The organism is Advenella mandrilli, from assembly GCF_016595155.1.
Taxonomy (GTDB): Bacteria; Pseudomonadota; Gammaproteobacteria; order Burkholderiales; family Burkholderiaceae_B; genus Advenella; species Advenella mandrilli.
Genome location: NZ_JAENGP010000004.1, coordinates 111797 through 135579 on the forward strand (window position 1 = coordinate 111797; position 23783 = coordinate 135579).

General features: G+C 48.7%; 36 protein-coding genes. 15 read left to right on the top strand and 21 right to left on the bottom strand.

Annotation, left to right across the window (positions count from 1 at the left end; all coding sequences use genetic code 11):
* Position 1: 1 nt before the first annotated feature.
* The 14 genes from JHL22_RS04990 to JHL22_RS05055 form a co-directional block, all read right to left on the bottom strand.
* Positions 2–337: a hypothetical protein gene (locus JHL22_RS04990; protein ID WP_200234571.1), complete on the bottom strand. Its 336-nt coding sequence runs from the start codon at positions 335–337 to the stop codon at positions 2–4.
* A 50-nt stretch (positions 338–387) separates the two neighbouring features.
* The gene (locus JHL22_RS04995) at positions 388–1605 is read right to left on the bottom strand and encodes a phage major capsid protein (protein ID WP_200234573.1); all 1218 of its coding nucleotides are present in this window, start codon (positions 1603–1605) and stop codon (positions 388–390) included.
* Positions 1605–2450 carry a head maturation protease, ClpP-related gene (locus tag JHL22_RS05000; RefSeq protein ID WP_200234575.1) on the bottom strand — a complete coding sequence of 282 codons (846 nt, stop codon included), beginning with the start codon at positions 2448–2450 and terminating at the stop codon, positions 1605–1607. Before JHL22_RS05000 ends, JHL22_RS04995 begins: the two co-directional genes overlap by 1 nt.
* Entirely contained in the window at positions 2428–3666 is a 1239-nt protein-coding gene (locus tag JHL22_RS05005; protein ID WP_200234577.1) for a phage portal protein, read from the bottom strand. The genes JHL22_RS05000 and JHL22_RS05005 overlap by 23 nt, the downstream gene beginning before the upstream one ends.
* A 7-nt stretch (positions 3667–3673) precedes the next feature.
* Positions 3674–5329 (bottom strand): terminase large subunit, encoded by a 1656-nt coding sequence (locus tag JHL22_RS05010; RefSeq protein WP_329610638.1) that lies wholly within the window; start codon positions 5327–5329, stop codon positions 3674–3676.
* Between the two features lie 21 nt (positions 5330–5350).
* Positions 5351–5788 (bottom strand): terminase small subunit, encoded by a 438-nt coding sequence (locus tag JHL22_RS05015; RefSeq protein ID WP_200234581.1) that lies wholly within the window; start codon positions 5786–5788, stop codon positions 5351–5353.
* A 102-nt stretch (positions 5789–5890) separates the two neighbouring features.
* A complete protein-coding gene (locus JHL22_RS16090) occupies positions 5891–6217 on the bottom strand; it encodes an HNH endonuclease (RefSeq protein ID WP_268918911.1) in 327 nt (108 codons plus the stop codon).
* Positions 6214–6354: a hypothetical protein gene (locus JHL22_RS05025; protein WP_200234583.1), complete on the bottom strand. Its 141-nt coding sequence runs from the start codon at positions 6352–6354 to the stop codon at positions 6214–6216. The genes JHL22_RS16090 and JHL22_RS05025 overlap by 4 nt, the downstream gene beginning before the upstream one ends.
* Positions 6355–6456: 102 nt before the next feature.
* Complete coding sequence (locus JHL22_RS05030; protein ID WP_200234585.1) at positions 6457–6777, bottom strand: hypothetical protein; 321 nt, start codon at positions 6775–6777, stop codon at positions 6457–6459.
* A gap of 83 nt (positions 6778–6860) precedes the next feature.
* A complete protein-coding gene (locus tag JHL22_RS05035; RefSeq protein ID WP_200234587.1) occupies positions 6861–7115 on the bottom strand; it encodes a DUF3310 domain-containing protein in 255 nt (84 codons plus the stop codon).
* Positions 7116–7196: 81 nt separating this feature from the next.
* The gene (locus JHL22_RS05040) at positions 7197–7577 is read right to left on the bottom strand and encodes a RusA family crossover junction endodeoxyribonuclease (RefSeq protein WP_200234589.1); all 381 of its coding nucleotides are present in this window, start codon (positions 7575–7577) and stop codon (positions 7197–7199) included.
* Positions 7574–7813 (bottom strand): hypothetical protein, encoded by a 240-nt coding sequence (locus JHL22_RS05045; protein ID WP_200234591.1) that lies wholly within the window; start codon positions 7811–7813, stop codon positions 7574–7576. The genes JHL22_RS05040 and JHL22_RS05045 overlap by 4 nt, the downstream gene beginning before the upstream one ends.
* A complete protein-coding gene (locus tag JHL22_RS05050; RefSeq protein ID WP_200234593.1) occupies positions 7810–8271 on the bottom strand; it encodes a replication protein P in 462 nt (153 codons plus the stop codon). Before JHL22_RS05050 ends, JHL22_RS05045 begins: the two co-directional genes overlap by 4 nt.
* A 34-nt stretch (positions 8272–8305) precedes the next feature.
* Positions 8306–9148 (bottom strand): hypothetical protein, encoded by an 843-nt coding sequence (locus tag JHL22_RS05055; protein ID WP_234041119.1) that lies wholly within the window; start codon positions 9146–9148, stop codon positions 8306–8308.
* A 161-nt stretch (positions 9149–9309) separates the two neighbouring features.
* Between JHL22_RS05055 and JHL22_RS05065 the strand changes: the two genes are divergently transcribed.
* Positions 9310–9945, top strand: coding sequence for a DUF4145 domain-containing protein (locus JHL22_RS05065; protein WP_200234600.1), 636 nt, complete (start codon positions 9310–9312; stop codon positions 9943–9945).
* A gap of 29 nt (positions 9946–9974) precedes the next feature.
* Here the strand turns inward: JHL22_RS05065 and JHL22_RS05070 are convergent, their stop codons facing one another.
* Genes JHL22_RS05070 through JHL22_RS05085 form a run of 4 tightly spaced genes read right to left on the bottom strand, consistent with a single transcriptional unit; the run spans position 9975 to position 11807 of the window.
* Positions 9975–10706: a Rha family transcriptional regulator gene (locus JHL22_RS05070; protein WP_200234602.1), complete on the bottom strand. Its 732-nt coding sequence runs from the start codon at positions 10704–10706 to the stop codon at positions 9975–9977.
* A 29-nt stretch (positions 10707–10735) separates the two neighbouring features.
* The gene (locus JHL22_RS05075; RefSeq protein WP_200234605.1) at positions 10736–11059 is read right to left on the bottom strand and encodes a Ref family recombination enhancement nuclease; all 324 of its coding nucleotides are present in this window, start codon (positions 11057–11059) and stop codon (positions 10736–10738) included.
* A complete protein-coding gene (locus JHL22_RS05080) occupies positions 11056–11436 on the bottom strand; it encodes a recombination protein NinB (RefSeq protein WP_200234607.1) in 381 nt (126 codons plus the stop codon). Before JHL22_RS05080 ends, JHL22_RS05075 begins: the two co-directional genes overlap by 4 nt.
* Positions 11433–11807, bottom strand: coding sequence for a phage regulatory CII family protein (locus JHL22_RS05085; RefSeq protein WP_200234609.1), 375 nt, complete (start codon positions 11805–11807; stop codon positions 11433–11435). The genes JHL22_RS05080 and JHL22_RS05085 overlap by 4 nt, the downstream gene beginning before the upstream one ends.
* 74 nt (positions 11808–11881) lie before the next feature.
* Here JHL22_RS05085 and JHL22_RS16095 point away from each other — a divergent pair, with 74 nt between their 5' ends.
* Positions 11882–12010, top strand: a complete 129-nt coding sequence (locus tag JHL22_RS16095; protein WP_268918912.1) for a hypothetical protein — start codon at positions 11882–11884, stop codon at positions 12008–12010.
* Here the strand turns inward: JHL22_RS16095 and JHL22_RS05090 are convergent.
* Positions 12000–12236: a hypothetical protein gene (locus JHL22_RS05090; protein WP_200234611.1), complete on the bottom strand. Its 237-nt coding sequence runs from the start codon at positions 12234–12236 to the stop codon at positions 12000–12002. The genes JHL22_RS16095 and JHL22_RS05090 overlap by 11 nt on opposite strands.
* Positions 12237–12319: 83 nt before the next feature.
* Between JHL22_RS05090 and JHL22_RS05095 the strand changes: the two genes are divergently transcribed.
* From JHL22_RS05095 to JHL22_RS05110, 4 genes are all read left to right on the top strand, one after another.
* Entirely contained in the window at positions 12320–12979 is a 660-nt protein-coding gene (locus JHL22_RS05095) for an XRE family transcriptional regulator (RefSeq protein WP_200234613.1), read from the top strand.
* 26 nt (positions 12980–13005) lie between these two features.
* Positions 13006–13602, top strand: a complete 597-nt coding sequence (locus tag JHL22_RS05100; protein WP_200234615.1) for a hypothetical protein — start codon at positions 13006–13008, stop codon at positions 13600–13602.
* Between the two features lie 50 nt (positions 13603–13652).
* The gene (locus JHL22_RS05105; protein WP_200234617.1) at positions 13653–14066 is read left to right on the top strand and encodes a hypothetical protein; all 414 of its coding nucleotides are present in this window, start codon (positions 13653–13655) and stop codon (positions 14064–14066) included.
* Positions 14067–14439: 373 nt separating this feature from the next.
* Positions 14440–15315, top strand: a complete 876-nt coding sequence (locus JHL22_RS05110) for a DUF7946 domain-containing protein (RefSeq protein WP_200234619.1) — start codon at positions 14440–14442, stop codon at positions 15313–15315.
* Positions 15316–15349: 34 nt separating this feature from the next.
* Here JHL22_RS05110 and JHL22_RS05115 read toward each other — a convergent pair whose 3' ends face one another.
* Positions 15350–15859 carry a DUF4760 domain-containing protein gene (locus tag JHL22_RS05115; protein WP_200234621.1) on the bottom strand — a complete coding sequence of 170 codons (510 nt, stop codon included), beginning with the start codon at positions 15857–15859 and terminating at the stop codon, positions 15350–15352.
* A 233-nt stretch (positions 15860–16092) separates the two neighbouring features.
* Positions 16093–16299 carry a hypothetical protein gene (locus JHL22_RS05120; protein WP_200234623.1) on the bottom strand — a complete coding sequence of 69 codons (207 nt, stop codon included), beginning with the start codon at positions 16297–16299 and terminating at the stop codon, positions 16093–16095.
* Positions 16300–17416: 1117 nt separating this feature from the next.
* Between JHL22_RS05120 and JHL22_RS05125 the strand changes: the two genes are divergently transcribed.
* The 9 genes from JHL22_RS05125 to JHL22_RS05165 all read left to right on the top strand — a co-directional run bounded on the left by JHL22_RS05125 (position 17417) and on the right by JHL22_RS05165 (position 23672).
* A complete protein-coding gene (locus JHL22_RS05125; protein WP_200234625.1) occupies positions 17417–17611 on the top strand; it encodes a crAss001_48 related protein in 195 nt (64 codons plus the stop codon).
* Between the two features lie 856 nt (positions 17612–18467).
* A complete protein-coding gene (locus tag JHL22_RS05130; protein WP_200234627.1) occupies positions 18468–18680 on the top strand; it encodes a hypothetical protein in 213 nt (70 codons plus the stop codon).
* 229 nt (positions 18681–18909) lie between these two features.
* Positions 18910–20061 carry a coiled-coil domain-containing protein gene (locus JHL22_RS05135; RefSeq protein ID WP_234041120.1) on the top strand — a complete coding sequence of 384 codons (1152 nt, stop codon included), beginning with the start codon at positions 18910–18912 and terminating at the stop codon, positions 20059–20061.
* Positions 20042–20359, top strand: a complete 318-nt coding sequence (locus JHL22_RS05140; RefSeq protein WP_200234629.1) for a hypothetical protein — start codon at positions 20042–20044, stop codon at positions 20357–20359. Before JHL22_RS05135 ends, JHL22_RS05140 begins: the two co-directional genes overlap by 20 nt.
* Complete coding sequence (locus tag JHL22_RS05145) at positions 20356–21108, top strand: ERF family protein (protein ID WP_200234631.1); 753 nt, start codon at positions 20356–20358, stop codon at positions 21106–21108. Before JHL22_RS05140 ends, JHL22_RS05145 begins: the two co-directional genes overlap by 4 nt.
* A 3-nt stretch (positions 21109–21111) precedes the next feature.
* The gene (locus JHL22_RS05150; protein WP_200234633.1) at positions 21112–21747 is read left to right on the top strand and encodes a lambda exonuclease family protein; all 636 of its coding nucleotides are present in this window, start codon (positions 21112–21114) and stop codon (positions 21745–21747) included.
* 18 nt (positions 21748–21765) lie between these two features.
* Positions 21766–22188 carry a single-stranded DNA-binding protein gene (locus JHL22_RS05155; RefSeq protein WP_200234635.1) on the top strand — a complete coding sequence of 141 codons (423 nt, stop codon included), beginning with the start codon at positions 21766–21768 and terminating at the stop codon, positions 22186–22188.
* A gap of 13 nt (positions 22189–22201) precedes the next feature.
* A complete protein-coding gene (locus JHL22_RS05160; protein WP_200234637.1) occupies positions 22202–23125 on the top strand; it encodes a recombination-associated protein RdgC in 924 nt (307 codons plus the stop codon).
* Positions 23106–23672 (top strand): hypothetical protein, encoded by a 567-nt coding sequence (locus JHL22_RS05165; RefSeq protein WP_200234639.1) that lies wholly within the window; start codon positions 23106–23108, stop codon positions 23670–23672. The genes JHL22_RS05160 and JHL22_RS05165 overlap by 20 nt, the downstream gene beginning before the upstream one ends.
* Positions 23673–23783 lie beyond the last annotated feature (111 nt).

Consider the following 23783-nt stretch of genomic DNA (forward strand, 5'->3'; position numbering starts at 1 on the left):
ATCAGCCTCCTGTTGCAGCATCTTCAAGCGCCTTGATGCGCGTGGAAAGGGCGACGGCAAGCGACTGCAAATCAGCCGCAGCGGCGAGGCCGGAATCGGTATCCTCAATCACCGCGTGATCGTGCGTATCGACAGCCGCATCAATGGCGGTACGTGCGGCTGCTTTGTCAGCACCGGAAGCGATAACGGCTGGTTTGCTCGGGAGGTTGCCCCAGTTAACCGCGCTGATATCAGCAATGCCCTCAATGTCGCCGCCTGCCTCAACAACAATCTTCCCGCCTGCACCAACGACCAATTCGCTGCCGCCCTGCTTGAGATAAATGTTCGTGTTTTGCATTTCCATACTCCAGAAAGAAGAAGGCCCGCTACATGAGCGGGCCAGATTGGTTAGGCGGCGACGTTAAGGGCGCGCAGGCACTCGGGGTTGACTACACCGCCACCGACGCGCTTGGTTGTGTAGAACAGCACGTAAGGCTTCTTGGTGTAGGGGTCACGCAGTACGCGCACACCCACACGATCAACGATCAGGTAGCCTTGGCGGAAGTCACCGAACATAATCGGCTTGGCGTTTGCAGCCACATCAGGCATGTCCGGCACTTCAGTCACCGCAAAGCCTGCCAGCGTCGAAGGTTGGCCAGCAAGGTACGAAGGCTGCCACAGGTATGTGCCCGAACCGTCTTTCAGCTTGCGGGCAGCGGCCATTGTCTTGCGATTCATGATGAAACGCGCATTGCCGGTAAAGGCGCTGGGCAAGTCATAAACCAGATCAATGATGCCGTCGGCTGTCAGCAGGTTGGCGTTACCCGATTTGACCAGCGTAATAGCGCCGAAGGGGTGTTTTGCCGCGTTAGTAGCCCCAGTAACGTAGGTCAGGATGCCGAAGGGTTTGTTAGAGCCATCGCCGGACACAAACGCAGCGCCCTCCTGCTTGGCGAACTCAGTCTGCACTTCGCCAGCCAGCCAGCTTTCGAGATTGATTTCCGCATCATCCAGAATCTGCTGAGTCGCAGCCGGGTTAGCGTAAATCTCGCCGGTCGTGATTGTCAGCGGGGCAAACTCGCTGGTTGCGGTTTCAGTGCGTGCGTCAGCCTCGCCAACCCAACCGGAGGCGGTTCCGCCCACGTTGAACAGTTTTGTGTAGGCGTTTTTACTGGTGGATACCCCCCCGGCAATTTGACGCATAGGGGACACTTGCACCAGCTTGTCGGTAATCGTGCGATCCCATTCAGTCGGTGTCAGGTAACCACCTTCATCATCAGCGCCCTTATTCAAGGCGGCCTGAATATCACCCTTTTTCATGTGCGCTTTAAAGGCTTCGGTGTATTCCTTATCCTTGATGCCACCGGCTGGACCGCCCATTTGGGCCGAGGCAATCTTCAGGTTTGCCTCATCAACCGCAGCCTGCAAGGAAGAAATTTCCCGGTCAAACTTGGACAACTTCTCTTCATGATCGGAAGCAGGCAATCCAGCCTTTACATCATCAAGCTGCTTTTTGTGCTCGGCTTGAAAATCAGAAAATGCTTTTTGCAGGTTTGCAACAATTTGGTTTACATCACTTTGAGCACGAACACTTACGATGCCGCGCTGGATATTATGGTGAGCCATTATTGGCCTCCTTTAATAGTATTGATTAAGTTTTGCAGCGATGCTGCGATGTCATTACCAGCGCTCGGCGTGGCATCATTTCCAGCAGCGCCCGGCTTGCCAGAAAATAGGTTTTTGAAAACATCACGCCGGGTTGAGCGGGAATGCCCAGCCTTGGCCATAGATGCCTCAACCATGGCCAGGTATTTTTTCTGACCATGAGAATTGGTGTTGTAGGTGATTTCTTCGGATTCAATCAGTCCGGTGGCAAGGCCATCTTTGACGGCTTGACTCGCGCCTATCCACGTTTCCTTGTCCATCAATGTTGCCGCCTCTTCTGCGGTCATGCCTGACCTGGCTGCATAAACATCAGCCATGGCAGCATCGAATGGGGCCAATTGTTCGCTGGCAGCAATCATGTCATGACGATTCCCAATGGCTACCACCCAGGCGTTGTGGATCATTAAGAATGAGCCATCCCCCATGAGAATTTCATCACCAGCCATGGCAATGACTGAGGCAGCCGATGCGGCCAAACCCATTACCCTTACGGTTACCTTGCCTTCATGCTGTCGGAGCAGGTTATAGATCGCCACGCCCTCAAAGAAATCACCCCCAGGCGAATTGATATTGACCACAACATCTTGCTTTCCAATTGCTCGAAGCGCCGCTGAGATACGCTTAGCGGTTACGCCCGTTCCGTCCCAGCTATCACCGATGCTGTCATAAATTGAAATTGAATTTTCTCCCTCGGCGGCGGCCTTGATTTCAGGCTCCCACTTTTCAAGCGCATCGGGCCGCATGTCAAACTTGGCTTTGCTGATATTGTGAGAAGCCTTGATTTCAGGCAGTTTTATTAGGCTCATTGTTGTTTCCTTGCTGTGCGTTCACTCTGTTGTGAAGCTGATTTGCAAATTCTTCGTCAGATTCGGGCAAGTCCAGCATGTCCCGGACCTCATTTTGTTTCAGCCATGTTGCATGGCCACCCGCGCCCAGAGCTTTTGCAAAGCTGTCATACTGGTCTTTTAGTGTGCCTCTCAACAGGGCGCGCTCGTTAGTCTTGAAATAAAGTTCTTCCATTTCAGAATCACTTAACATTACACGGGCCAATGCTTGTTCCCAGGCAGTAAACCAATGCTGCAAGCCGTACTGAATGAAGAAAATGCCAAGCTGCTCAATGCCAGAACCCCAGGATGTGTCATCCATCATAAGGAGCGGTCTTGGCACACCAAAGGCTCTGGCTACCTCTTCGATTTGTGCATTCCGGTTCTCGATGTGCTGAGATTCGCGGGAGGTTGCGGCAAAAAGCTTGGCCTTAGCGTCCTCTTCAAGGATCATCCACTTGCCTGCATTTTCAGCGCCCGAAAAATCCTCATTCAGCGATTTGCGCATCCGCTCAAATGCACTATCAGAAAGCGCTTTCGGAGTTTCAATAGCGCCACCCGCCATGTTTCCTGTTTCAAACGTGCGTGCTGCTGCATTTTCTGCATCACGGGCAAGCTTAATTGCGCCACTGGCCAGCTTCATTCTGGCAATAGCGGTTATGCCATCTATGGTCAGGTCTCTTAAATGAAAGACTTCATGTTGCTGCAGGGTGACCGGGTTACCGTCTTTTCTGGTATATGTGTATGTCATTTTCCAGTCATCGCCCAAACTGGCTTTTACACGATCAAACGGCAGCGGAATCAGAGCAATGGGACGGCCCCGTGACCAAATGATTCGGGCATACCCACTGCCGTTGGTCAGAGCGCTTAACTGGATCTGGCTTTTAAATTCATAAGGCGTCTGCCAGCCGTTGGGTTTTAGTTTTAGCAACCGATACGCCGGATGGCTTTTTGCAAATTCCTTCTGAGGCCCGTTTTTAATAAGATTAATCGGCAGCATACCGATTGATTCACAAATCAAAGATACGCATCTGAGCGCGGCCATATTGCGCAATTTATCATTTGAGATTTGCTCCCCACGGACGTATTCCTTGAAAGCCGGATCATCCATACTACTAAATGCCATGCCGTCATACGAAGCCTGCGGGCGAGCAGAAGCCTCCGGTTCTTTTTTCCGGAAGAAGTTAAAAATTCCCATGTGTGCCCTAAATAAAACGTATGCCGCGTGATTCGTAAACTGACAGACCTGTTGCCACTGGGTTGAGCGCCATCAATTGCGCAGCATCCAGCAAAGCCATAAGCGGGTCAATTTTTGCTGTGCCAGAGGCTTGTTTTGTAATCAATATTGAGTTTGCTCTTTGCTCAACACGTGCATTGCTTACTGCCCAGGCCATCATGGGCCTGTTGCCGTGAATAAACGAGCCTTCGGCAAGTTTTCTCTCAACCGTTTTAATGGTGCCCCCAAGCCTGTACCCTTGGCTAATGCTGGCCAGCAATTCAGTGGGCAATTCAGCTTCGGCAAAAGGCTCTTCAAAACTGATACCGATCTGATCCAGACCGATTGCAAACTTCTCGGGCAACTTTCCTGTGTCATAAATCATCTTGAATATCTCAGCCAACTCCCGAACGTCATCACCAATATCCTCAACAATCACCAGGTCGCCGTCTTTCTCAAAATCCAGTAACCTTGGTGCGATTTCCTTTCTTCGCTCAAGCACGGACGGATGGGCCCAGGCTTTGCCCCAATGCAGCCATCTGCCTGTATCTTTTTCTCGGCCAATGGCAGCCGCTCCTAGCAAGTCATCAAGGCCGCCGCCGTCAACGCCAAGTGTTACCACCTCGGACCGGTCAAGCAGCTCATTTAAAGTGAGGGATTGGCCGCGACTTTCCCAATAGTCAGCCCCAGCCCAGCGGTCTGAGCGTAGATTCATGCCGATCTCAACATTCAGGTGCTTGGCCAGAAAATCAAGCGTTGCCTCCTCGCCCTCTGATGCAGCTTCCTGATACTTCTGCTCAATCACTTCCTGATCCACTGATACACCCCAGTTCGGGTTTGTCACATAAGCATTTCTCAGGTCCCGGTGCATATTCCGGTCAATCATCCATTGAGGGAACTCATAAATGATTGGCAAGAACATTTTGTCCTTTACTTTTCCATCCCTCACATCCCGTGCGTACTTCAGTTTTGCCCTAAAAACGCCCGCTGGCGGCTCATTCGATTGCGTAGTGCAATAGAATACAAACCCCTCGGGGCGCGATGCCAAGCCACCGGTTGCCTCGGTCAGCATCCCTGCTGCCTTTGACTTCTTACCAAACTCGTGCAATTCATCAATAAAGACGCCAATGGCTTTTTTCCCAGTCACGGTGGTTGAGTCAGCAGCCACCACTTTCAATGTGGCATTATTCAGCCGGTCGGTAATAGTCCGTATATGCTCCTGCTCATGAAAACGGGCTGCCAACTCAGGCTCAGCCCGGATCATGTCCCTAATTGGTTTATATGCGTTATCGCTTGCCTCTTTAGTGGGCGACAGGATGATAAATTCACCCGATGGCCGAGTGTTGAGGACCAGCGCGGTCAGCATGATCCCGGCAGCAATGGTGCTCTTGCCGTTTTTTTTACTTACCATCAAGAAATAATTCTTGATTAACCTTCGCCCGGTGCTTTCATCGTATGAGCCAAACAGTGTGGCCACGATATCCATCACCCATGGCAGGCAGGCATCACCCATAAGCGGACTGCCGGTTGCATCAACCATTCTCAGGTTGGAAAACACGTCTAGTGCGTCATTGGCCTGATCTGGGAATAATGGGCCCACCGGAATAAGCGACTCTGAGTTTTCAATGCGTTTTTCCCAATCCACACAAGAAGTATCCCACTCCACTTATTTAACTGCCTTCAAGTGACCTGCCTGTCGCTGCCCAAACCTGCTTGACTGGGTAGCCTGCGCATCCTGCTGTTGCTGTTCCTTCTTGCCCAGCTCCCCCTTTCTGGCGTGAAAGTAAGGCATCAGGGTTTTGGCGGCGTCCAGCCTAAGCCTGGGATCTTCGGCAACATCATTAACCATCGCCATCAAGAATTTCTTTGGGTCCTTGAATGAGCCGGCCAGCTCTGACAGATTAAGTGGCCCAGGTTCTTCTTTGGCCCTTTGCACAACTCCTTTGCGCTCCATCTCAGCAATGACATCAGGATCATTAGACAATCTTGAGCCGGCCTGGGATGCTGATTTTTCACTATAGCCAGCAGCAATAGCAGCGTCTTTATTTGAAGCGCCAGATTTAAGCGCCGCTGCAAATTTGCGCTTTTTCTCTGTTAACGCCATTTAACTCGTCCTTTAACATATTTGTTAAAACTGGAAATTTTCTGCGAATGAGTGGGGGGCGGGTGTCCAGCCAAAGCCACTTCCAGACTTTTAACAGGGGGGCTATCGCCTCGTCCTGTATCCGCCTTCAGCTCGTGTTTTCAAATCGTGGCACCCACCGATGCCGGCACATAAGACCTGACAGTTATCGTCCGTGTCTGGCCCACCTTGATGCAGCGGTATCCTGTGGTCTAACTCAAACTCATGCATTGCAACCAGCTTTCCACAGTTTGCGCAGTGCGGATCTTTAAGCCATATTCTTTTCCTGCGTTCCTGCCCTCTTCTTCCTGCTATCCGTTTGGGTGGTGCTGGCGCTCTGGCCGCCTTGCCTGCTACTGGTAGTCGTGGCTTGATAGTGGCCAGCTTGATCTTGGGCTTGAGTAATGTCATAGCTCGTCTGGCATTCTGGGGGTCAGCTCATCTGCCGAAAGATCGCCGCTGAATTTTTCTTCTTCTTGTTCTTCTTCAAGCAGCAAATCAATCAATAGATCCAGCTTGGCTTCGATTCGATCCAGTTGTTCTTTCATTGAATCACCCAACAAAAAAGCCCCGATCGATTTCTCGAACGAGGCTTGCAATTCTTACAGGCGCAACAATACACCCACGCACATATTATAAGAACAAAACCATTAAACGTCAACCTCTTTCTTGACAAGATCACGTCTGAGAAGATGTGGCCACATAACAAGCTTGGCGCTCTTGTAATGCAGGTGAAGTTCTTCTCGTGTCATGCGTGGGTTCTTGAATACCCTGTTGCCAATCACTCTGTTGCCGGTGATGATGCCTATTGCCGATTTCTGTTGCCATGTCAACGACTCCATGACTGCCTCTACCTGCGCCGCGATTGCCGAGTTGATTCGATCATCAATCACGTCTGAATCGGTGTAGGTATCATCCATCTTCATTTCTTTGCAAAATGCAGAAATGCGTGGCGCTCCCGTCTTTTCCATGTATGCCCGGCTCCAAGACCACCAGATATCCAGCAGCTCATCAATCTGGGTTGATTCATCAATTGTCAAATCAGTAAAGTGCATCACCAATCTCCCAGAATTCGGTTGATGTAGCGCCTTGCCTTTTCCAGATCCTCTTTTCCGCCCTTCTTCTTCCAGCGAAAAAGATATTTGATAGCATTGCCGGTGCACACGGCCTCAATGCCGACCAACCCTTCCGTTGCGGCTTCGATAGCATCGATGCATTCCACTTTGCCTTGGTAGTGGCTTGGGTGGTTGATTTGATCCTTTGTATCCGCCATCATTTCTTCTCTATCCATCATTGTTTTACCGTACATTACATTACCTCCATTCCCGAATACTGAAAACAAAAACATCCCACGCCCACTTGGCTGCAAAGCCCAAGGCAAAGCCCATGATTACTCCGATAAACATTCCATTTCCTTTACGGTTACATACAGTGCACCACCAACTTCCGGCTGCCCATACTCGGCCGTGATTCGCTTCACTTGCTTGTCGTCCACATAAACGACCCCAATCAAGGCATCCAAGGTCACCTTTATGGAATTATCCAAATCCATCAAAACCTTGCTGGCTTCGTTTTTTTTGGTCAGCTTAGGTGCAAGTACCAACCCAATCGAAACATCGCCCTGTACCGCCCTGAAATCGGCTGCAATGCGCATTACCTGCCTTCTATAATCCCTCGCTTCGGCACTGAGGTACGTTTGAGCGAAGTTTTTAACGGCCCGTGTTTTCCAGTACCGATTAGCTGAAACCGGATAAGGCAACTTCAATTTCATTTCATAATCCTTTTTAAAAATTCTGCTTTTTGCTTATCCAGCCAGGCCACCCGCTTTGCCTCAATCTCCGCATCGACCTGGACGAACTTTGCGCAGTGCCGAGGAAATATCGCGCTTTGAAACTGTCCTGCCGTGCCGAAGCTACAAATGCCGTATCCTTGACTGGCCATGCCGATGCTTGACCGGTTATCGCCTCGAAGGGAGAAGTTCTTGCAAGCAACGCACTGAACGCTCATACCGCGATCCTGTGTTTTTCAGCAACCTGCTTGGCCATCTTCACGGCCATGCTGGCGTAATTTTTGGGGTTGGCCATGATCGGCTTGACCCACTCCATGCTCCCGGGCGTGTTGACTTGTGAGCGGGCCATCTTCATCACGGCCTCAGCCTTGGCTGGATCTGGCTTGATGTCGCGCTCCAGTAGCTTGGCTGGGTCCTCGATGGGCGTGATCTGCTCATCACGGCTTTTCTGCTCGCAGGCTTTGATGAACTCGGCCAGGCTGGGCGGCCAGTCGTACAGGTCAAGGCAATTTGCAAGGCCTCGCTTGATCTGCTCAGGCGACAGACGGCGTTCGATGAACGCATCAGACCAGGCCGCTTTCCAGTTTTCGATGGACTCGATGCTCGGAAAAGCAGCTCGCCATTTGCTGGTGTACATGCCGTCCAGCCGGTTGTACAGGTGGTCGATCAATGACATGCCAATGCTGGATTTGACTTGTCTCCAGGGGTTTTCAAATGTCGATAATGTCATGGCTCGGTACTCGGTTTCGGTTCACGTAGGCGGTTGGGTCGAACTTCTGCTGCTTGGCTGGCGGTGGCGTAGCATACCGTTTCTGGTTTCGTACCCAGTTGCGCCATGTGGCCTGCCAATCGACCTTTCGGGCTGCGGCACCTGCCTTGGCCGTCCAGTAGTCAACGAAGCTTTCAGCGACCGTGCGCATTTCTGCCGCCGGTATGTCTGGCCGTTCATCGGTAGCCCAGTCAACCCAGTCGTCAGGGACTTGGAAGTTTTCAGGCAGCCTTGTGCCAGTGACTTTGGCGGCATTTGATTTTTTGGGAGCAGGCTGAGCCGGAGGCGAGGCATCTGGATTTTCTTTTTTTACTTTTTCTTTTTCTATGGAATCAGTAATAGGGAATCCGGAATCAGGAATCAGCCCGGCTTGTTCCGGTTTAGGTTGTTCATTGCACTGTACTTGTACCGTGCTTGCACTGTGCTGGTCTGGTGCTGGTATCTGACTTTCCGATTCTTTAACGTGCGGATTCTGGTGCTTGGTGAAGTTAAGCACTTGAATATACTTGGAATTGTCGTGTTTATACCTGGTAATAAAACCATGCTTTTCAAGGTCATTAAGCAAGCCATCAACGTCACAATCGTCATAAGGAAGGACTTCTGCCTTTATTCTTCTTGGGCGATCTTCCATTCTTCCTGCTTTATCAGCAACGGTCCACAGGCCAATAAATAACAAGCGCCCAAGTGGGCTTATATCAGCCAAGTCATCATTAGAAAAAAATCCGGGCTTTATGTTTCTAGCTCTTGCCATGATTGGACTCCATTGTTTTTGTTCTTGATTCAATCAAGCACATGCGTGCAATAAGGGCCGCCACAAAAGCGTCACGATTTCCCCCTGAAACACGGTACTCTTCGAATAAATGCGATATGGCTTTAGCGGGACCGTAATGCTCTATAATTTGTTTTATTTTTTTATTTTCAAATGTAATTGATTCGGAGTTACTCATGGCGCTGACCCTTGTTCATGATTGCCCTCATTGCCACAGTCAGAATGTTGGTTTCACATTCGCAAATGGCGTGCAAACTCATACGACTATAAGTTCTAGCATGGGCAGGTGTTACGCGTGGTCTTTTATGTTTACATGCAATAGTTGCTATATGCCGGTAGCTATCACCTGTCATTCCCATATGCGATCTTTTGATTCGATACGTACGCATGGCAATATTCTGCAAAATGGTGATTATCTTGCTCAGGATATTTTTCCTCACCCGGAACCGATTCAAATCCCAGAACACATCCCTGCGCACATTGCTGAAAACTACCTCGATGCTGAATATGCACTCAAAGGAAAAAGGTGGAATTCTGCCGCTATGGCGTATCGCCGCGTCATTGAGTTGATGACCAAAGACAAACTTCCTGAAGCCAAAGGGAATCTTGCGGACCGCATTAACAAACTTAGCGTTACCGACGAAATTAAAGAGTGGTCGCACGAGCTTAGATTTATCGGCAATGACGCCGCTCATGATGTCGAAAATCTTGGCGAAAAAGACGCGCTTGCTGCCGCTGAGTTGACCTACTACATCCTGACCTACATTTACACTCTGCCCACTCAAATTCAATTGGCCAGGGAAAAGGAATAATTCATTTATTTTCTGCTGGAAATAATGCATTACGCTGCCTCCGAAACAAACAACTCAGACAGATCAACGTCATACTCAGAAAGCCAAGCTCCGGCAGGCCATGCCTTTACGGATCCGTATCGGTCATCAACCACATCAACCGATGGCGTATTGTTTTTCTTGCACCACTTGCGTAACGCGACATAGGCGTTTTTGGGAAATTTAAGGCCAGTGGCACGCTCTACTGCAATGATGGTGGCGTGGTGCCTATTGCGACCCAGTTCATGTTTAAGTTTTTCGGCTTCGCGTTTATGCTTTGAGGCTGTTGCCATGGCTGTGGCTTCGCGTTTGCTGCCGATCTGTGCCTTGGTGGCAACAGCATGATCGCGCTCTATGGCCAGGTGCTCGTTCTTTTCCGCAAGGTCCGCAGCAAGGCGCAACGCCTCCGGCAAAGATCTTGGGATAGCCGCGACTCCTTGCTCAAGCTCCTGCCAACGGTCAACCAGCCTGGCGGTAAATTCAGGGGAAAGTTGGGCGACCACAATAATACTGTCGCGTTTGCCCTGTTCGCCTGAAAACACATAAACCTGTGTGGGGCGGCCCGCCGTGGGCTTTTCCTGCATTGCAGGTAAAGTTATCACGCCTTTATCAACAAGGCGCTGAATGGCAATTCGTACGTTGTCATGACGGGATTCAACCAAATCAGCGATTTCCAGACTGGTCATTGTGATGGTTGTATTTACGCTTAACGCTTGCATTAAATTATTGGTTTGAGTTAACATATATCTATAGTTCCTATAAGTAGTTCGAATCAAGCCGCCTGCATAGCGGCTTTTTTCACGCCTGCCGATTCTGGCAATTCAATGTTCTGCTGGCTCAATGCCAGCAATTCCAATTCTGTGATTTCATACATGCGCTCAAAGGCGCGTCGGCCTAAGCCGTGGTAGCCGGTATTACCTCGGTGGTGCTCGAAGCAAAGACCGATAACGTTAAAATTGCTGTTGCGTTGGCCCTTGCCCATACCATGCCGTAAATGGTGTATTTCACATGGCGTGGCACCAAGTCCTAGGCGGTGGCATAAAATGCAGCCGAAGTCAGCAATGCGGCCCAGGTACTGGCGTTCTGTTTTTGTCATGAGGCCACCACGTTATTTGCCAGCCACGCATTGATATACTCAATCAAGCTTGTCATTCTGGGGATGCTCATTTGTGCCGATGACTCGCGAATATTTACGTACTCAGATTCAAGGCCAGGAATCATGTCAGCCCCATTTCCGGTGGCGATGTTGTGGCCAGAGATAAAAAGCACCTTCCACTGCATGGGCGTTAGCTTTCTACCCTGCCATGTTGCGTTTTTGGATGCTTCTGTGAAAAGCGCATGAAGCATGGCATTTTGATCTAGTGAGCGGGTACGTGGTTTTATTTCCACCATGTGTCCATCTTCGGCCTGCATAACTGCATTGGCAGCATTGCGCCGGGCAACTGGATGCGAGAGCTGGAACAATTGTTTCATGCCATCCCTGCCTGTTTCATCAATGAAAGAATATCCGGCATGGCTTTAGCTAGCGCGGAGATAGCTTGCTTCTGTTTAGCAGACTCGTCTTGTAAGTATTTTTCGACCAGGTAGTAAATGGGCGTCGTGTCACCTGTGGCCACAATGAATTTCTCAAGATCACCAACCGACATTTTCCGGGGGTCTTCTGGGTTATTGGCCAGCTTGCGGGACAACTCCGATTGACTCAGGTCCATATCTGCCGCGATTGTTTTAAGCGGATTGCGGTTTGTATAGGCGCACTCACGGACGCAATCAAGCAGCGTATCGTGACGCTCTGTCAAACCGGGTTCAAAATCAATAGTTAACTGGCTACTGGATTTTATTGACATGAGAATTTCCTATACTTTCCGGTACAAAATCGCTGAAAATTTTTTCCATGGTTAACTTTCACGGAAAAACGGAAATGAGCATCGACACCCTTTACTTCATTGCCTTGGCTCAAGCCAGCGAAGACAACGAAACCGACTACGCGCTGGCGTTGAGTATTTTTTACCGACTGCTGAAGGGAGGTGAGGATGTGGTTATTCATTGATAGCCTTTTCGGCAAGTTCGGGCCAAATTTTGTGCGCATCTTTCCTGAAATTGATCCTGGAAATTCCACTTTCTTTTTCAAGAATTGGGCAGGCCCAGGCCGGAACTTGGCCCGCTCTTATCCATTGTTGGACGGACTGATACCCCCTTGCCCCGGTTTTTTGGGTGGTGGCTATAACTCCGCCGCACTTAGCAACGGCCTCAATGATTGCTGTTTGAGTATTCATAAGCATAATTCTATACTAGTTTTTCTAGCAATGCTAGATACTCTTGTGTTGATGCAATTTTTTCTTGCATGGTTTAATGCGGTATGAGCACAATTCACGAACGCATTAAACGATTAAGAGAAAATTCAGGGCTTTCTATGGAGGCCCTAGCCGCCCTTTTGTCGCTAAAATCATGGCAAACAATTCAGCAGTGGGAGAACGGGAAGACCGCGCCAAAAAGATCAAGAGTGGATGATGTGGCAAGAGTACTGAACACAACTTCCGAATACATTCTTTTCGGGGATGCTCAAGCGCAAACCGGCAATGAAGTAAAAGAGACACCGGCCGCGAATGAAAGTGAATTTACAAATATCCGCAGATTTGATTTGCGAGCGTCTGCCGGGGAAGGCAGGCTTGTGTTTGATTATGATGCCCTTGAGCCATTCAAAATACGATCTGATTTCTTGAAAAAGAACGGTGCATCAGAAAAGAACACGTTCTTTATGACCGCTAAGGGCGATAGCATGGAGCCGATCATACCGGACGGGGCTGATGTTCTAGTGGTTGAGAATGGCCATGAAATTATCAATGGCAAGGTATATGTGTTTTTCCTAAATAAAAACATATACATTAAGTCGCTTAGCAAAACTGAGGGAGGCATCGTGGCGCTTTCCTACAACCATGCTTATGATCCAATGTTTATTGGCCCAAAGGATAGCTTCAAGATTATCGGCCGCGTGATTATGTGTAGCTTTGTGCTTTAAATATTTTAACCTTGAGGTAATGAAATATGAATATATTTTCAAAAGTTATTTTAACGACACTCGCAATGATTTCTATATCTGGCTGTGTAGCGCTCAATGAAATGTCTGGCATAGGCGCCATCAGGGAAAACACTTCGACTTTTGATGGCTCGAAAGAAGTACTAATGGAGCCTGCGTTTGTGTATGCCGATACGTCCGGAATGAGCGGATGGCAGATAAAGATGGGCGTTCGCTGGAGCAGCAAAATGCCTAAAGATACGCTTGTTTTTGATGTTTATGTCGATGGAGCGCACAGCATAGAAAGAGGAAAGTCATTGTTATTTAACATTGACGGAAAGGTGGTTGAGATCAGTACTATGGATGATACGACTGACTTCCAGCGAGTGCCTGGATTTGTTCATGCTGGCTCATACATCCCCGGGAGATCTACATCTTCAAAACGTTATTACATTCCCTTTAGCCTGGCAAGCCAACTGGTTAATGCTAAAGATGTTCGTGTAAAAGTATTGCTTAGTAAGACCTATGTTGAAGGCATCTTTTCTACTGATGTAGTCGGTTCCGCCAAGCCGGCCATTATCAAGTACTTTGATAAGCTTAAAGAATATGGGGTATTTGTTAATTGAGGCTAAATTAGCTGAGATTTTAAAAAAATTTAATCATGGAGTAACGAAAAATGAATCGTGTATTAAAAAATATCTTATTGATGGCATGCGTTGCCCTTGTTGGGTGCGCGTCTTCTGGCGTGAAAATTTCAGATGAAAAAATAGCTACCCTCCAGGACGGCAAGACCACTAAAACAGAGGTATTAGCATCATTTGGGCAGCCCACTTCTCAGCACAGAAACTCTGATGGCACATCAACATTGATTTATAGCCACTCTCAAACTCAAGCCCGGGCCATTACGTTTGTTCCTATTGTTGGTGCGTTTGCGGGTGGCGCTGACACCACATTTGGCTCAGTCGTATTGAATTTCGATAAGTCTGGCGTTCTGTCCAGCTATTCAACCAGCTCAGATCAACATGGCGTTGCCACAGGAATTGCGGCCGGGTCAGTAGAGCAAACGCAGCAGCCAAGGCAGCAGAATTAATTCCTCCTGGAGAAGCGCGGTGTTAATAAATTGCCCGGAGTGCAACTCCAATGTAAGCGACCAATCAACAAAGTGTGTTTCGTGCGGAATACAGCTAAAGGAGCCCAAAAGGGGTTTCTTTGGCACGGCATTCAAGTGGCTTTTTGTTGTTTTTAATGTCTTGATGCTACTGCTTTTGATTATGTACATGGTCGGGACCAATGATATTTTTGCCAACATGGTGGATCAGGTCGGCCTTGAGAAGACTATAAATAACTCAACGATGGGGTTTTTAATAGTTTTGGGCACCTGGATGGCTGGGGATATTATTCTTGGAATGCTGGTGTTGTTTACCAGACCAAGGGATTGATTGGGTTTTTGATGCGGGATAGAAATGGGCAAAGAATCAAAAGACAAAAACAACATGATAGATGGCGAATCGGTAACGATAAGATATGATGGTTTGGATAGCGCCGATCATCAAATAGATCTAAATCAACTTGGCGTTTCGCTTCAGGGATTCGCCAGAATTTTGGCTGTTTGCTCCCATTTTTCCGTCACCGGGCAGTACAATAAACAATACGATGCTTTATCAGTAAAAGTATATGCCGCTCCGGTCGAGAAACACAATTGCTACGAGGTAATGGCTGTAATTCAAGGCGTGGCGCAGTCCGGGCAGTTTTGGAGCGGAACAGGAGGCGCTCTTCTAACGGGGCTGATTGGCTATATATTTAATCGCCGAAAAGAGGTCGAAATGAAACATCTAAGCAAAGCGCTGGAACAATCGCTTGGCCAAAATGCAGAAAATGCAAGTAGACTTATGACGGTAATTGAAAAAATGGCCGATGGGCTTGCTGCATCCGCTCGTCAGGCGCTTGCCCCAATAGGAAATTCTTGTAGCGACATAAGCATCACCGAAAAAAAAGAAGGAACTACCGTAAAGTTCGACCAGAAAACAAAAAACCTTGTGATGATACCGAAAACATCCACTATTGAGCCCACCCGTGAATACAACGGATATATTGTGGAAATGGATATTCGCAATGGGAATTGCAAAATTGAGCTTGCGGGCTCCACTGAAGATCAAGTGACGGTATCCGCAGTCATCTCAGATCCGATTGCGTCATTGGCCGGTAACTCTTATGCTATTTCAATGGCAAATCGAACGGCAATTAAGTTTCTCGCAAAAGCCGAAATTGATCAAGATGGAAATATCAGCAGACTGCACATTAGTGATTTAGTTGCTCCGCCAAAAGCAAGCTCGACTTAAGCCCATCAAACCAAGCCGCACACGATGCGGCTTATTAATGTATTTTCTTTAGTGGTTTCTTTTCCCAGCGACGAGCAAGCCACTCAAACTCCTGAAATAGCGTCTCTCTTCCTGTTTTACGCCTGATTTCCATTATTAATGGTTTTGTGGCGCGCCATATTTTCATGTTGTTAGAATATTGAGTGTCTTTATAAATTTCTTCTTCAAAAGCCTTGCATCGAATACCCTTGGCTATGAATTCTTTTTGATTAAGCACCATGAGAATTAATTTTTTATCTTCGGACTCGTCATTATTGTATCCATCCATAAAATTATAATTAGGGATATCTAATATTTCATAAATTCTGGCTTTTGCTTTATTAAGCTTATCGTTATTTCTTTCATCTAATATCACGTCAATTGTCGCTCTCCTGCGTGCCTGGGTTGCTTGATGGCGCCACATAAAGAAAGCAATGATCGCAGATATAACAATGGCTCCTGTTTGTGTCCAGAAGCCATATGTTTCACCTAAGATTAGGTCGCTATTTACTACTGATGGATCCATACGTTACTAGCCATCCCATCCGTCACTTACTCTCATAACCATCTCCTTTTCTAACAAAAAACATATAATCCAACAAAACAACCGGCGACAAAAAAAGCCTTCCTATGACAAGGAAAGCCCGGTTACCGCCACTGTTTTATTAAAGATCGACCCTGATAATATAACACATACATAAGTATAAGTCCCGTTAATGTTGTTGATTCCTATCTTCCCCCTCTCGCGATGCGGTTTATTCAATTCAACCTCCGCAAAAATCCCAGGGCATCCACAAGCAGCTGCCTAAATCGCTCATCGAGCGCGCCCTCCTCTTCTTGATTCATCCAGGCCACAAATTCATCAAAAGTCAAAACGTCCAGCCGGATCATTTCATTTTCGGTGATAAGGACAAAACCGCTGTCGTGTAAAAGATTGCCGTCCGGCAGTAATGTAAAAGTATTCATGACCGAATATTAAGCCGGCGGCTGGCCTGAGCCGGGCCAAAGTGGGCAATTTTAGCCATTGTTGCAATTCACCCCAATCAACACAACCATCAAATTTACATTTTGTTTCTATTTCACTATGCTTTATTGCTAGTTTTTCTTGCATACTAGTTTTTCTAGTGGTAATATTCAACTCATGCACTCAACGGAGCGCACGCTTCAAACGAAGCTTCTTTAACAACTGAACTTAGGCGAGAGGCCATAACGAAAAAAGGCAAGGTGTATTAGCACCCTGCCCTTGGATTCGCAGCCAGCCCCTTTCGAGGCTGGGGCACTTCTAGCTGACGAAAAGCATGAACAAGCCAGCCAATAGCTTTATGGCCTGTTTGTAGCTCAACGTCATCTTGATTGTCAGTTCTATCATGGCAAAAAGCCCCGAAAGAAGTTGACAGGCCTGCCAACAGTTAAGGGTTGGCATTTATATAGCGCCGTGCCTGGCGCTTTGCGAATCAGTACCCGGGTACTTTTCCGCACTCATCCAACCCTCGGCAAGATGAGTCGGCTAACCCCAAATCTCAGAATCTTTTGTCTTGCTAAGCGTACCGGGTAAGTGCATCAGCACCATCCGAGGGGCTATCCAACCCCTGGCTTGCAAGAGATTTAAGAAATGGTTTTCACCTTCAGCGGTTTACTAGGCCGCAACCGGAGTTAGTGGATCCGGCAAGGTGATTATAGCTGAATGGCCTCTCCCCTAAGTTTGGTTTGATCTTTAAAAAACTGGAATCGATAAACACGGAAATGATGCCGATCACGGCATGGCTATCCGCAGGACGAAACGCTTTACTCCTGAGTGAAAGATCAAGGCCCTTCAGCGCTGGATATGAGTCAGGGAGACTTAGCGAAAGCCCGCGAAATGCGAGAGTCCAGATGTTGATTGTATTGCCATCCTTTTACCGGAGCCGACGAGGGAACAGCCGGTAACTGGGTGGCAGGCATTCTAACGAGTGCCATCTATTGAGCAGGTTCCGCCGGGAGTTATTCACCCGGCACCAATTAACCAATTGCACAAAAAATAATTGAAAAACGAATTAAAACGGGAGCCTGCTCAATAAATACCAACCACCAACAAAGGAAATTTATGCAACCTCACCAACAAAGAGTAGTTGAAGAAAAATCGGAACTGGACGAGCGCCGCACAAAGCTTGGCGAATTCAAAAATACAGATCTTTTTGCCTCCCTTCCTTGGCAGGAGCAGGAGCGATTGAATACGCAGGCGCACATTATGACGATGTATAGCGCAATTTTGGGTGAGCGGATTACTCAGTTTAAATAAACAGCCCAACCCCGCATAGGGTAAAGACCGGTTCGCAACGGTGGGCAAATAGCGAGAACGGTAGCGGATAGTGATCTGCATTAAAGCGCCAGAGCTGATTTCATAACTGACTCCTTGCGGTACGGTTTTGCTGGTTTTCCGTGATAAACCAGCCACGTTACTCCTGTAATGAGTATGACGGGCGGCTGAAGACATGAGCCGATGACCACCCCGGGAAAGTAGCGGGGGCCATCAAGAATCCACTCGGGCAGCAGCGGAAGCCAAGGCCGAAGGGGAGCGTAAGTCCGGGAGTGGATTCTTGATGGCTTTAATCGCGGCTTATATGGCTGGATGGCAGTTAGCCGCCAAACTAGTTGGCATACATGCGAAAGCAGAGGATCTCCTTCCAGCAGCCATCAACCTATTTTTTCAGCACAACGACTGTCAGTATGAAGTCCGTGAAAAGTCCCGTAAATGTGCGATACCGGGATGCTCATGCGTACACGGGCATTAGTTAGCGAGCCGGTTTACCGGAGATGCAAAAGCAGTGCGTAAAGCCCCTAACCTGTGCCGGGCAAGAGCGCAGGGCCATCACAAGAGCGGCGGCGTGGAAAGTGGACACGCAGGGTAGGTAGCCGCGGTCCCGTACCGACCACGCGCGACTGTCGAGTGGGTACAGCTGGAGTAACGCCCGGCCACCATCAACCAATCAAACAATCCAAACTCCAACCCAGCAAACGCTGGACTCATGGTAGCCGACGGCTTGGACAGGCCACACCTTGGCGCGATCTGGACGCCCGGCGAAAGTCAGAGAACGGCACGGATATTGATCCGCACGGCCAGCCAGTGGCCCCACTCCTCACCCACGGAGAAATCAATGAAAAACCCCTTCCCCGGCCTCGCGGCACATCTGCGAAGCCACACGACACGCACGCCCAAACACAAACCAAAGCCAGCCCAGCCACGCTGCGAAGATTGCGACCACTGCAAGACCGTGCGCGATCCTTACGCCACCGGTGACTGGTGGTACGCGGTGCTGGATTGCACAACAACCCCCTGCCCGTTCGGCAAAACTGAAATGGATGATTGATATGAATGCATACATCGTAAATAAAGAATTTATTACGTTCGCGGTTGACCAAGCTCACGCGGCTGATAACTACAAAAAAGCTCATGGTGAGTTTGTTTTTGGATATGTATCAGTGAGTCCATGGAGGCCGCATGGATCCGTATAAAGACATTGGGCATATCTGCCACGAACCGGACTCAGAGTACGACCCGCTCACTGGCAGCTGGGCACCGAATGAGCCTGGATTTGATTGGCTACTTGCAATCGCAATGCTGATTGGTTGCGTTGTAATAATTTTATTAATGGTGTGGTTATGACACAAACAGCACAAACAGCACAAACAACAGAACTGGTAACGCTACCAGCTTACGAAAATGCATTACAGGTTTTCACTACAGAGGATTCTCTGGATCAACTGTATGCCGAGGTTGAGAATCAAGTAGTTGGCGTAGTCTACGACATAAGCACAAAAAAAGGCCGAGACCAGTGCGCAAGCGACGCCTATAAGGTGGCACGCAGCAAGACTGCCATTGAGAAGCTGGGCGCCAAACTATCAGCGGAATACAAAGAAATCCCTAAAAAGATCGACGCATCACGCCGTCGCATCAAAGATCGCTTCGATGCCCTGCAGGAACGGATTCGCAAACCTCTGACCGAGTGGGAACAAGCCGAAGAAGGCCGACTCGCAAAACACAACGCGGCAGTTATGCGGCTCAATCAGGCTGGCGCAAATGCAAGCACAAGCCTTGAGTCTAATGTTCTACGTCAGATGATTGCAGATGTTGAGTCTACTGCTGTAGATGAATCATGGGAAGAATTTGAGGCTGAAGCCCACAGGGCCAAACAAAAGGCGCTTGATAGCCTTGGCTTCGCTTTGGCTGACCGTGAAAAATACGAAGCCGAGCAAGCCGAACTGACTGAACTCAGATGCAAGCAAGCTGAACAGGAACGAAAAGACAGGGAAGCTGAAATTGCCCGTCAGGCTGCTGAAAAAGCTAAGGCAGATGCTGAAACCAAGGCCCGGGCAGAGCGCGAAGAAGCGGCCAAACGTGAAGCTGACATTAAAGCAGCAGCAGAGCGAGCCGAGCGGGAAAGACAGGAAGCCATTGAGCGCCAGAAGCAAGCTGAGGCCCGCGCTGAAGCTGAAAAGCTGGCATCAGAGCAGCGGGCAAAAGAGGCGGCAGAAGCCGCACGGCAGGCAGAAATAGCCCGACAAGAACGGGAAAAGACGAAGGCCGAAGAAGAACAGCGTAAACGTGAAGCTGACCGCGAGCATCGTGGCAACGTGAACCGTATCGCCATGCAAGCACTTATTGATGGTGGCGTACCTGAAGAATGCGCAAGGCAAGCAATTATCCTGATAGCAAAGGGGGAGATTCCAAATGTCTCAATTAACTATTGATGGCGTTGAGCCAGTGCAAGTAACGGACGACTTCATTATTTCAAAAGTCGTTGAGTGCCTGGATGGAAAGAAGTGTCACGCATTCGGCGAACCAAAGGCCGAGTGGATAAAAGCATTTCATGCTTCGTATCGCGAGGGCGAGCTTGAGTCATGGCTACTTACATACTCGCAAAGAATTGTTAGGGAATCACGGCAGTCTGTTATCGAGTACGCCCGCGAATTAATTGATATGGCCTACTCCCATGGCTGGACTGACCAACTGGAAGAATGGGGTGTGTGGCAAAAGGAAGTGATATGAGCACAAACACAGAAATTATTGAGGCCAAGCCTGCCGCTATCGCAGCGGCAGGACAGGTGCCTGCTAATTCCCCAATGGGAATGATGATGGCAGCCATACAGCAAGGCGCCAGCCTGGAGCAGATCAGCCAAATGATGGACCTCCAGGAGCGCTGGCAAAAAGCTGAAGCCAAGAAAGCCTATGACGCTGCTTTTGCTGCATTTAAAGCCGAATCAGTGAAAGTAATCCGAAGCAAGGATGTCAAAGATGGCCCGCTGCGTGGCAAAAGCTATGCGGAGCTGCATGACTGGGTGAATGCTGTAACTCCTGCCTTATCAAAACACGGCCTTTCATCTTCATGGAAGCTAACTAAGGACGAAAAAGACTGGATTGAAGTTACCTGCTACTTACGCCATATAGGCGGTCATGAAGAAAGCGTAAGCATGGGCGGCCCACCGGACACAGGCGGGGCAAAGAATGCTATTCAAGCCCGGGCCAGTGCGAAATCATATCTTGAGCGGTACACCTTGAAAGCGATCACCGGCCTATCAGAACAGGACGATGACACCGATGGAGTGGCCCCGGATGATACCAGCTTACGTGACAAGTGCATCAGCGCTGTTGCTCAGGCGTCTTCAGTAGAAGAATTGCAAAAAATATGGGATGGCGAAGATGCTGCCAAACTGTTTGCAGCAAATAAGCTTGATCAATATGCTGCATTCTCCAGGGCGTGGAAATCAAAGAAAAAAATGATTGAGCAGGGAGAGTAAGAAATGACCGACAACATTATATATACCGACGAGCAGGGGTCTGAAGCTTGGCTGGCGGCAAGAAAAGGTGTTATCACCGGAAGTCGGTTCAAGGATTGCCGTGACCGCCTGAAAAACGGTCATCCCTCAAAAAAATGCCTGGACTACGCAAAAGACGTGGCCAGGGAGCGTGAAGGTGGCGAACCAATGCCAGTTTTTACCAATGGTGCAATGCGAATAGGCACAGAACAAGAGCCGCTTGCCAGAATGATATACGAACGCAAGACCGGCAACATCGTTGATGAAGCGGGTTTTATCACTACGCACGACCGGCTGTTTGGCGTCAGCGTTGATGGCCTTGTTGATGACGATGGAATCATTGAAATCAAGACCATGGTTTCCAGTGACACGCTTTTTACTGCTTTTGTTGATGGTGATATTTCCGGCTATATCGACCAGTGCAACGGCGCAATGTGGTTGCTTGGCAGGAAATGGGTTGATCTGATTTTGTGGGTACATGATCTTGCCGCAATGAAAATCATCAGAATCAACCGTGACGATGATGTCATTAACGCGCTGGAATCAGACTTGGTTGAATTTGAAAGAATGGTTTCTCGATGCCAAAAACAACTGGCTGATGCACTGAAAGAAGCTGCTTAATATTTTGAAGGAATAAAAATGGCTCAATTAATTGGAGTTGCTCGGCTCGGCAGGGATGCGGAAGTAAGGCACACAAGAGATGGTAAAGCAGTTGCTGACTTGTCGCTTGCATTTTCTTATGGCAAAAAACAAGACGGCAAACAGCCCACACAATGGGTTAAGGGTTCGCTTTGGAGGGATAACGCGGAGGCTATTGCGCAATATCTCACAAAGGGACAGCAACTTTATGTTGTTCTGAGTGATGTGCATATCCAGACGTTTCAGAGGAATGACGGCACGCAAGGCACCGCATTGGCAGCAACAGTATCTATGTTTGAGTTTGTTGGTAGCCAAGCCCAGCCGCAAGAGCAGCAAAGAGCCGCACCCCCGCCACCACAAAGGCAGCGCCCAGCTGCCCCGCCAGCAAACATCATGGATATGGATGACTCAATCCCATTCTGACATAAGGATTAATATGTGGTTTAAAAACTTAAAGATATTCCGCCTTTCACCTGAATTCAATTTCACGGCCGCGGATCTCGAAACCAAACTTGAGCGGCAACTATTCCAGCCCGGCAACCGGTCAGACATGCAAAACATGGGCTGGGTATCACCCTGCAATAATGGCGCTTTGGTACACGCGATAAATGGTCAGTACCTGCTGGCATTGCGTGTTGAAAAAAAGCTTCTGCCCGCCTCTGTCATTAATCAGACAACAAAAGAAAAATGTCTGGAAATCGAAGAGCAGCAAGGCTACAGACCTGGTCGCAAACAGCTCAAGGAAATCAAGGAGCAGGTTACCGAGGAGCTACTGCCCAAGGCCTTTGCTGTCCAAAAAGACACCCGCGTCTGGCTGGATACCAAAAACCACTGGCTGATTATCGATGCAGCCTCCTCTGCCAAGTCAGATGAAGTCATTGGTATGCTGGCCAAAGTACTGGATCCGCTGCCGGTGCAAAGTCTGTTCACCGAGCTATCCCCATCTGCTGCCATGACCGAATGGCTGCTCCAGGATGAGGCGCCTGCAAACTTCAGCATTGACCAGGATACCGATCTTGTTTCAAAAGCTGAAAGCAGCGCAACGGTTCGCTATATCCGCCAAACGCCTGAGTCCGGTGATGTGGCCAAGCATATCCAGAATGGGAAAGTTTGCACAAAGCTGGCCATGACATGGGCAGACCGCATTTCATTTGTGTTGAATGATTCTCTGGATATCAAACGCATCAAACCGCTGGACATTCTCAAAGAAGGTGGCGATTTTTCAAGCATGGATGAAGCTGAACGCTTCGATGCTGACATGACGCTGATGTGTGCTGAGCTGGCCAAGATGCTGGATGATCTGGTGTTGGTGTTGGGCGGTGAAAAATTGAGACAAGGCAATGAACAGAAAGCAACGTAGAGCAAAGCAAAAAACCAGAACGATCATTGATTACGATCTTTTTGATAAACGGTTTTCTTATCTGATCGAATCAAACATTCAGCGCTCGTTAACCCCGGAAGAAATCAACAACTTCCATATGCCGTGGCAAGCCGCCATAAACAGCCTGCGTTTCGGCACGATGATGGAAGAAGAATATTTCACCCTGTCAAAAATGCTGATACTCGGCACCGAACTGGCTGACTTAATCGGCCAATACGACAAGTCCGGAAAAATTATCGAAGCCGGAAACCGGCATCAGCTTTACGGCCAAACTTTGGGGGTCATCGGTGACCGGCATACGGAAACCGGAAAATACATTGCCACCGGTGATGAATTAAGAGCGCTCGAAGAGGCCAAAAACACAAATTTGGAACTGCTTGAGCTGGCCAATTATGCGCACGTCATCAGAGCAGCAAGGCAAACCGGCCTCATTGTAGGAAGCATGATTCGTGCATCATCAAGGAAAAAGAATGGAGCAAGAAAAATGGACGATCACGCCACGGCTATGGCATCACAGGCTGGGTGACGTGATCAAGCTGTCCCTCGACTCACGTGAATACAAAATTACCGGCATCGAGGGCAGGCACTACATCCTGAATGGGTACGTGCGAGCATCTCATGATTGTCAAATTCAGAT

Bases quoted from the DNA above. Each gene is read 5' to 3' on its own strand.
- JHL22_RS04990 (WP_200234571.1), bottom strand. From the start codon at position 337: ATGCAAAACACGAACATTTATCTCAAGCAGGGCGGCAGCGAATTGGTC.
- JHL22_RS05090 (WP_200234611.1), bottom strand. From the start codon at position 12,236: ATGAATACTCAAACAGCAATCATTGAGGCCGTTGCTAAGTGCGGCGGA.
- JHL22_RS05015 (WP_200234581.1), bottom strand. From the start codon at position 5,788: ATGGCGTTAACAGAGAAAAAGCGCAAATTTGCAGCGGCGCTTAAATCT.
- JHL22_RS05105 (WP_200234617.1), top strand. From the start codon at position 13,653: ATGAATCGTGTATTAAAAAATATCTTATTGATGGCATGCGTTGCCCTT.
- JHL22_RS05030 (WP_200234585.1), bottom strand. From the start codon at position 6,777: ATGGAAAAGACGGGAGCGCCACGCATTTCTGCATTTTGCAAAGAAATG.
- JHL22_RS05080 (WP_200234607.1), bottom strand. From the start codon at position 11,436: ATGAAACAATTGTTCCAGCTCTCGCATCCAGTTGCCCGGCGCAATGCT.
- JHL22_RS05130 (WP_200234627.1), top strand. From the start codon at position 18,468: ATGAAAAACCCCTTCCCCGGCCTCGCGGCACATCTGCGAAGCCACACG.
- JHL22_RS05115 (WP_200234621.1), bottom strand. From the start codon at position 15,859: ATGGATCCATCAGTAGTAAATAGCGACCTAATCTTAGGTGAAACATAT.
- JHL22_RS16095 (WP_268918912.1), top strand. From the start codon at position 11,882: ATGAGCATCGACACCCTTTACTTCATTGCCTTGGCTCAAGCCAGCGAA.
- JHL22_RS05005 (WP_200234577.1), bottom strand. From the start codon at position 3,666: ATGGGAATTTTTAACTTCTTCCGGAAAAAAGAACCGGAGGCTTCTGCT.
- JHL22_RS16090 (WP_268918911.1), bottom strand. From the start codon at position 6,217: ATGACATTACTCAAGCCCAAGATCAAGCTGGCCACTATCAAGCCACGA.
- JHL22_RS05035 (WP_200234587.1), bottom strand. From the start codon at position 7,115: ATGTACGGTAAAACAATGATGGATAGAGAAGAAATGATGGCGGATACA.
- JHL22_RS05095 (WP_200234613.1), top strand. From the start codon at position 12,320: ATGAGCACAATTCACGAACGCATTAAACGATTAAGAGAAAATTCAGGG.
- JHL22_RS05070 (WP_200234602.1), bottom strand. From the start codon at position 10,706: ATGTTAACTCAAACCAATAATTTAATGCAAGCGTTAAGCGTAAATACA.
- JHL22_RS04995 (WP_200234573.1), bottom strand. From the start codon at position 1,605: ATGGCTCACCATAATATCCAGCGCGGCATCGTAAGTGTTCGTGCTCAA.
- JHL22_RS05155 (WP_200234635.1), top strand. From the start codon at position 21,766: ATGGCTCAATTAATTGGAGTTGCTCGGCTCGGCAGGGATGCGGAAGTA.
- JHL22_RS05075 (WP_200234605.1), bottom strand. From the start codon at position 11,059: ATGACAAAAACAGAACGCCAGTACCTGGGCCGCATTGCTGACTTCGGC.
- JHL22_RS05085 (WP_200234609.1), bottom strand. From the start codon at position 11,807: ATGTCAATAAAATCCAGTAGCCAGTTAACTATTGATTTTGAACCCGGT.
- JHL22_RS05125 (WP_200234625.1), top strand. From the start codon at position 17,417: ATGCAACCTCACCAACAAAGAGTAGTTGAAGAAAAATCGGAACTGGAC.
- JHL22_RS05100 (WP_200234615.1), top strand. From the start codon at position 13,006: ATGAATATATTTTCAAAAGTTATTTTAACGACACTCGCAATGATTTCT.
- JHL22_RS05165 (WP_200234639.1), top strand. From the start codon at position 23,106: ATGAACAGAAAGCAACGTAGAGCAAAGCAAAAAACCAGAACGATCATT.
- JHL22_RS05040 (WP_200234589.1), bottom strand. From the start codon at position 7,577: ATGAAATTGAAGTTGCCTTATCCGGTTTCAGCTAATCGGTACTGGAAA.
- JHL22_RS05140 (WP_200234629.1), top strand. From the start codon at position 20,042: ATGTCTCAATTAACTATTGATGGCGTTGAGCCAGTGCAAGTAACGGAC.
- JHL22_RS05160 (WP_200234637.1), top strand. From the start codon at position 22,202: ATGTGGTTTAAAAACTTAAAGATATTCCGCCTTTCACCTGAATTCAAT.
- JHL22_RS05050 (WP_200234593.1), bottom strand. From the start codon at position 8,271: ATGTCATTGATCGACCACCTGTACAACCGGCTGGACGGCATGTACACC.
- JHL22_RS05150 (WP_200234633.1), top strand. From the start codon at position 21,112: ATGACCGACAACATTATATATACCGACGAGCAGGGGTCTGAAGCTTGG.
- JHL22_RS05145 (WP_200234631.1), top strand. From the start codon at position 20,356: ATGAGCACAAACACAGAAATTATTGAGGCCAAGCCTGCCGCTATCGCA.
- JHL22_RS05000 (WP_200234575.1), bottom strand. From the start codon at position 2,450: ATGAGCCTAATAAAACTGCCTGAAATCAAGGCTTCTCACAATATCAGC.
- JHL22_RS05025 (WP_200234583.1), bottom strand. From the start codon at position 6,354: ATGAAAGAACAACTGGATCGAATCGAAGCCAAGCTGGATCTATTGATT.
- JHL22_RS05065 (WP_200234600.1), top strand. From the start codon at position 9,310: ATGGCGCTGACCCTTGTTCATGATTGCCCTCATTGCCACAGTCAGAAT.
- JHL22_RS05120 (WP_200234623.1), bottom strand. From the start codon at position 16,299: ATGAATACTTTTACATTACTGCCGGACGGCAATCTTTTACACGACAGC.
- JHL22_RS05110 (WP_200234619.1), top strand. From the start codon at position 14,440: ATGGGCAAAGAATCAAAAGACAAAAACAACATGATAGATGGCGAATCG.
- JHL22_RS05045 (WP_200234591.1), bottom strand. From the start codon at position 7,813: ATGAGCGTTCAGTGCGTTGCTTGCAAGAACTTCTCCCTTCGAGGCGAT.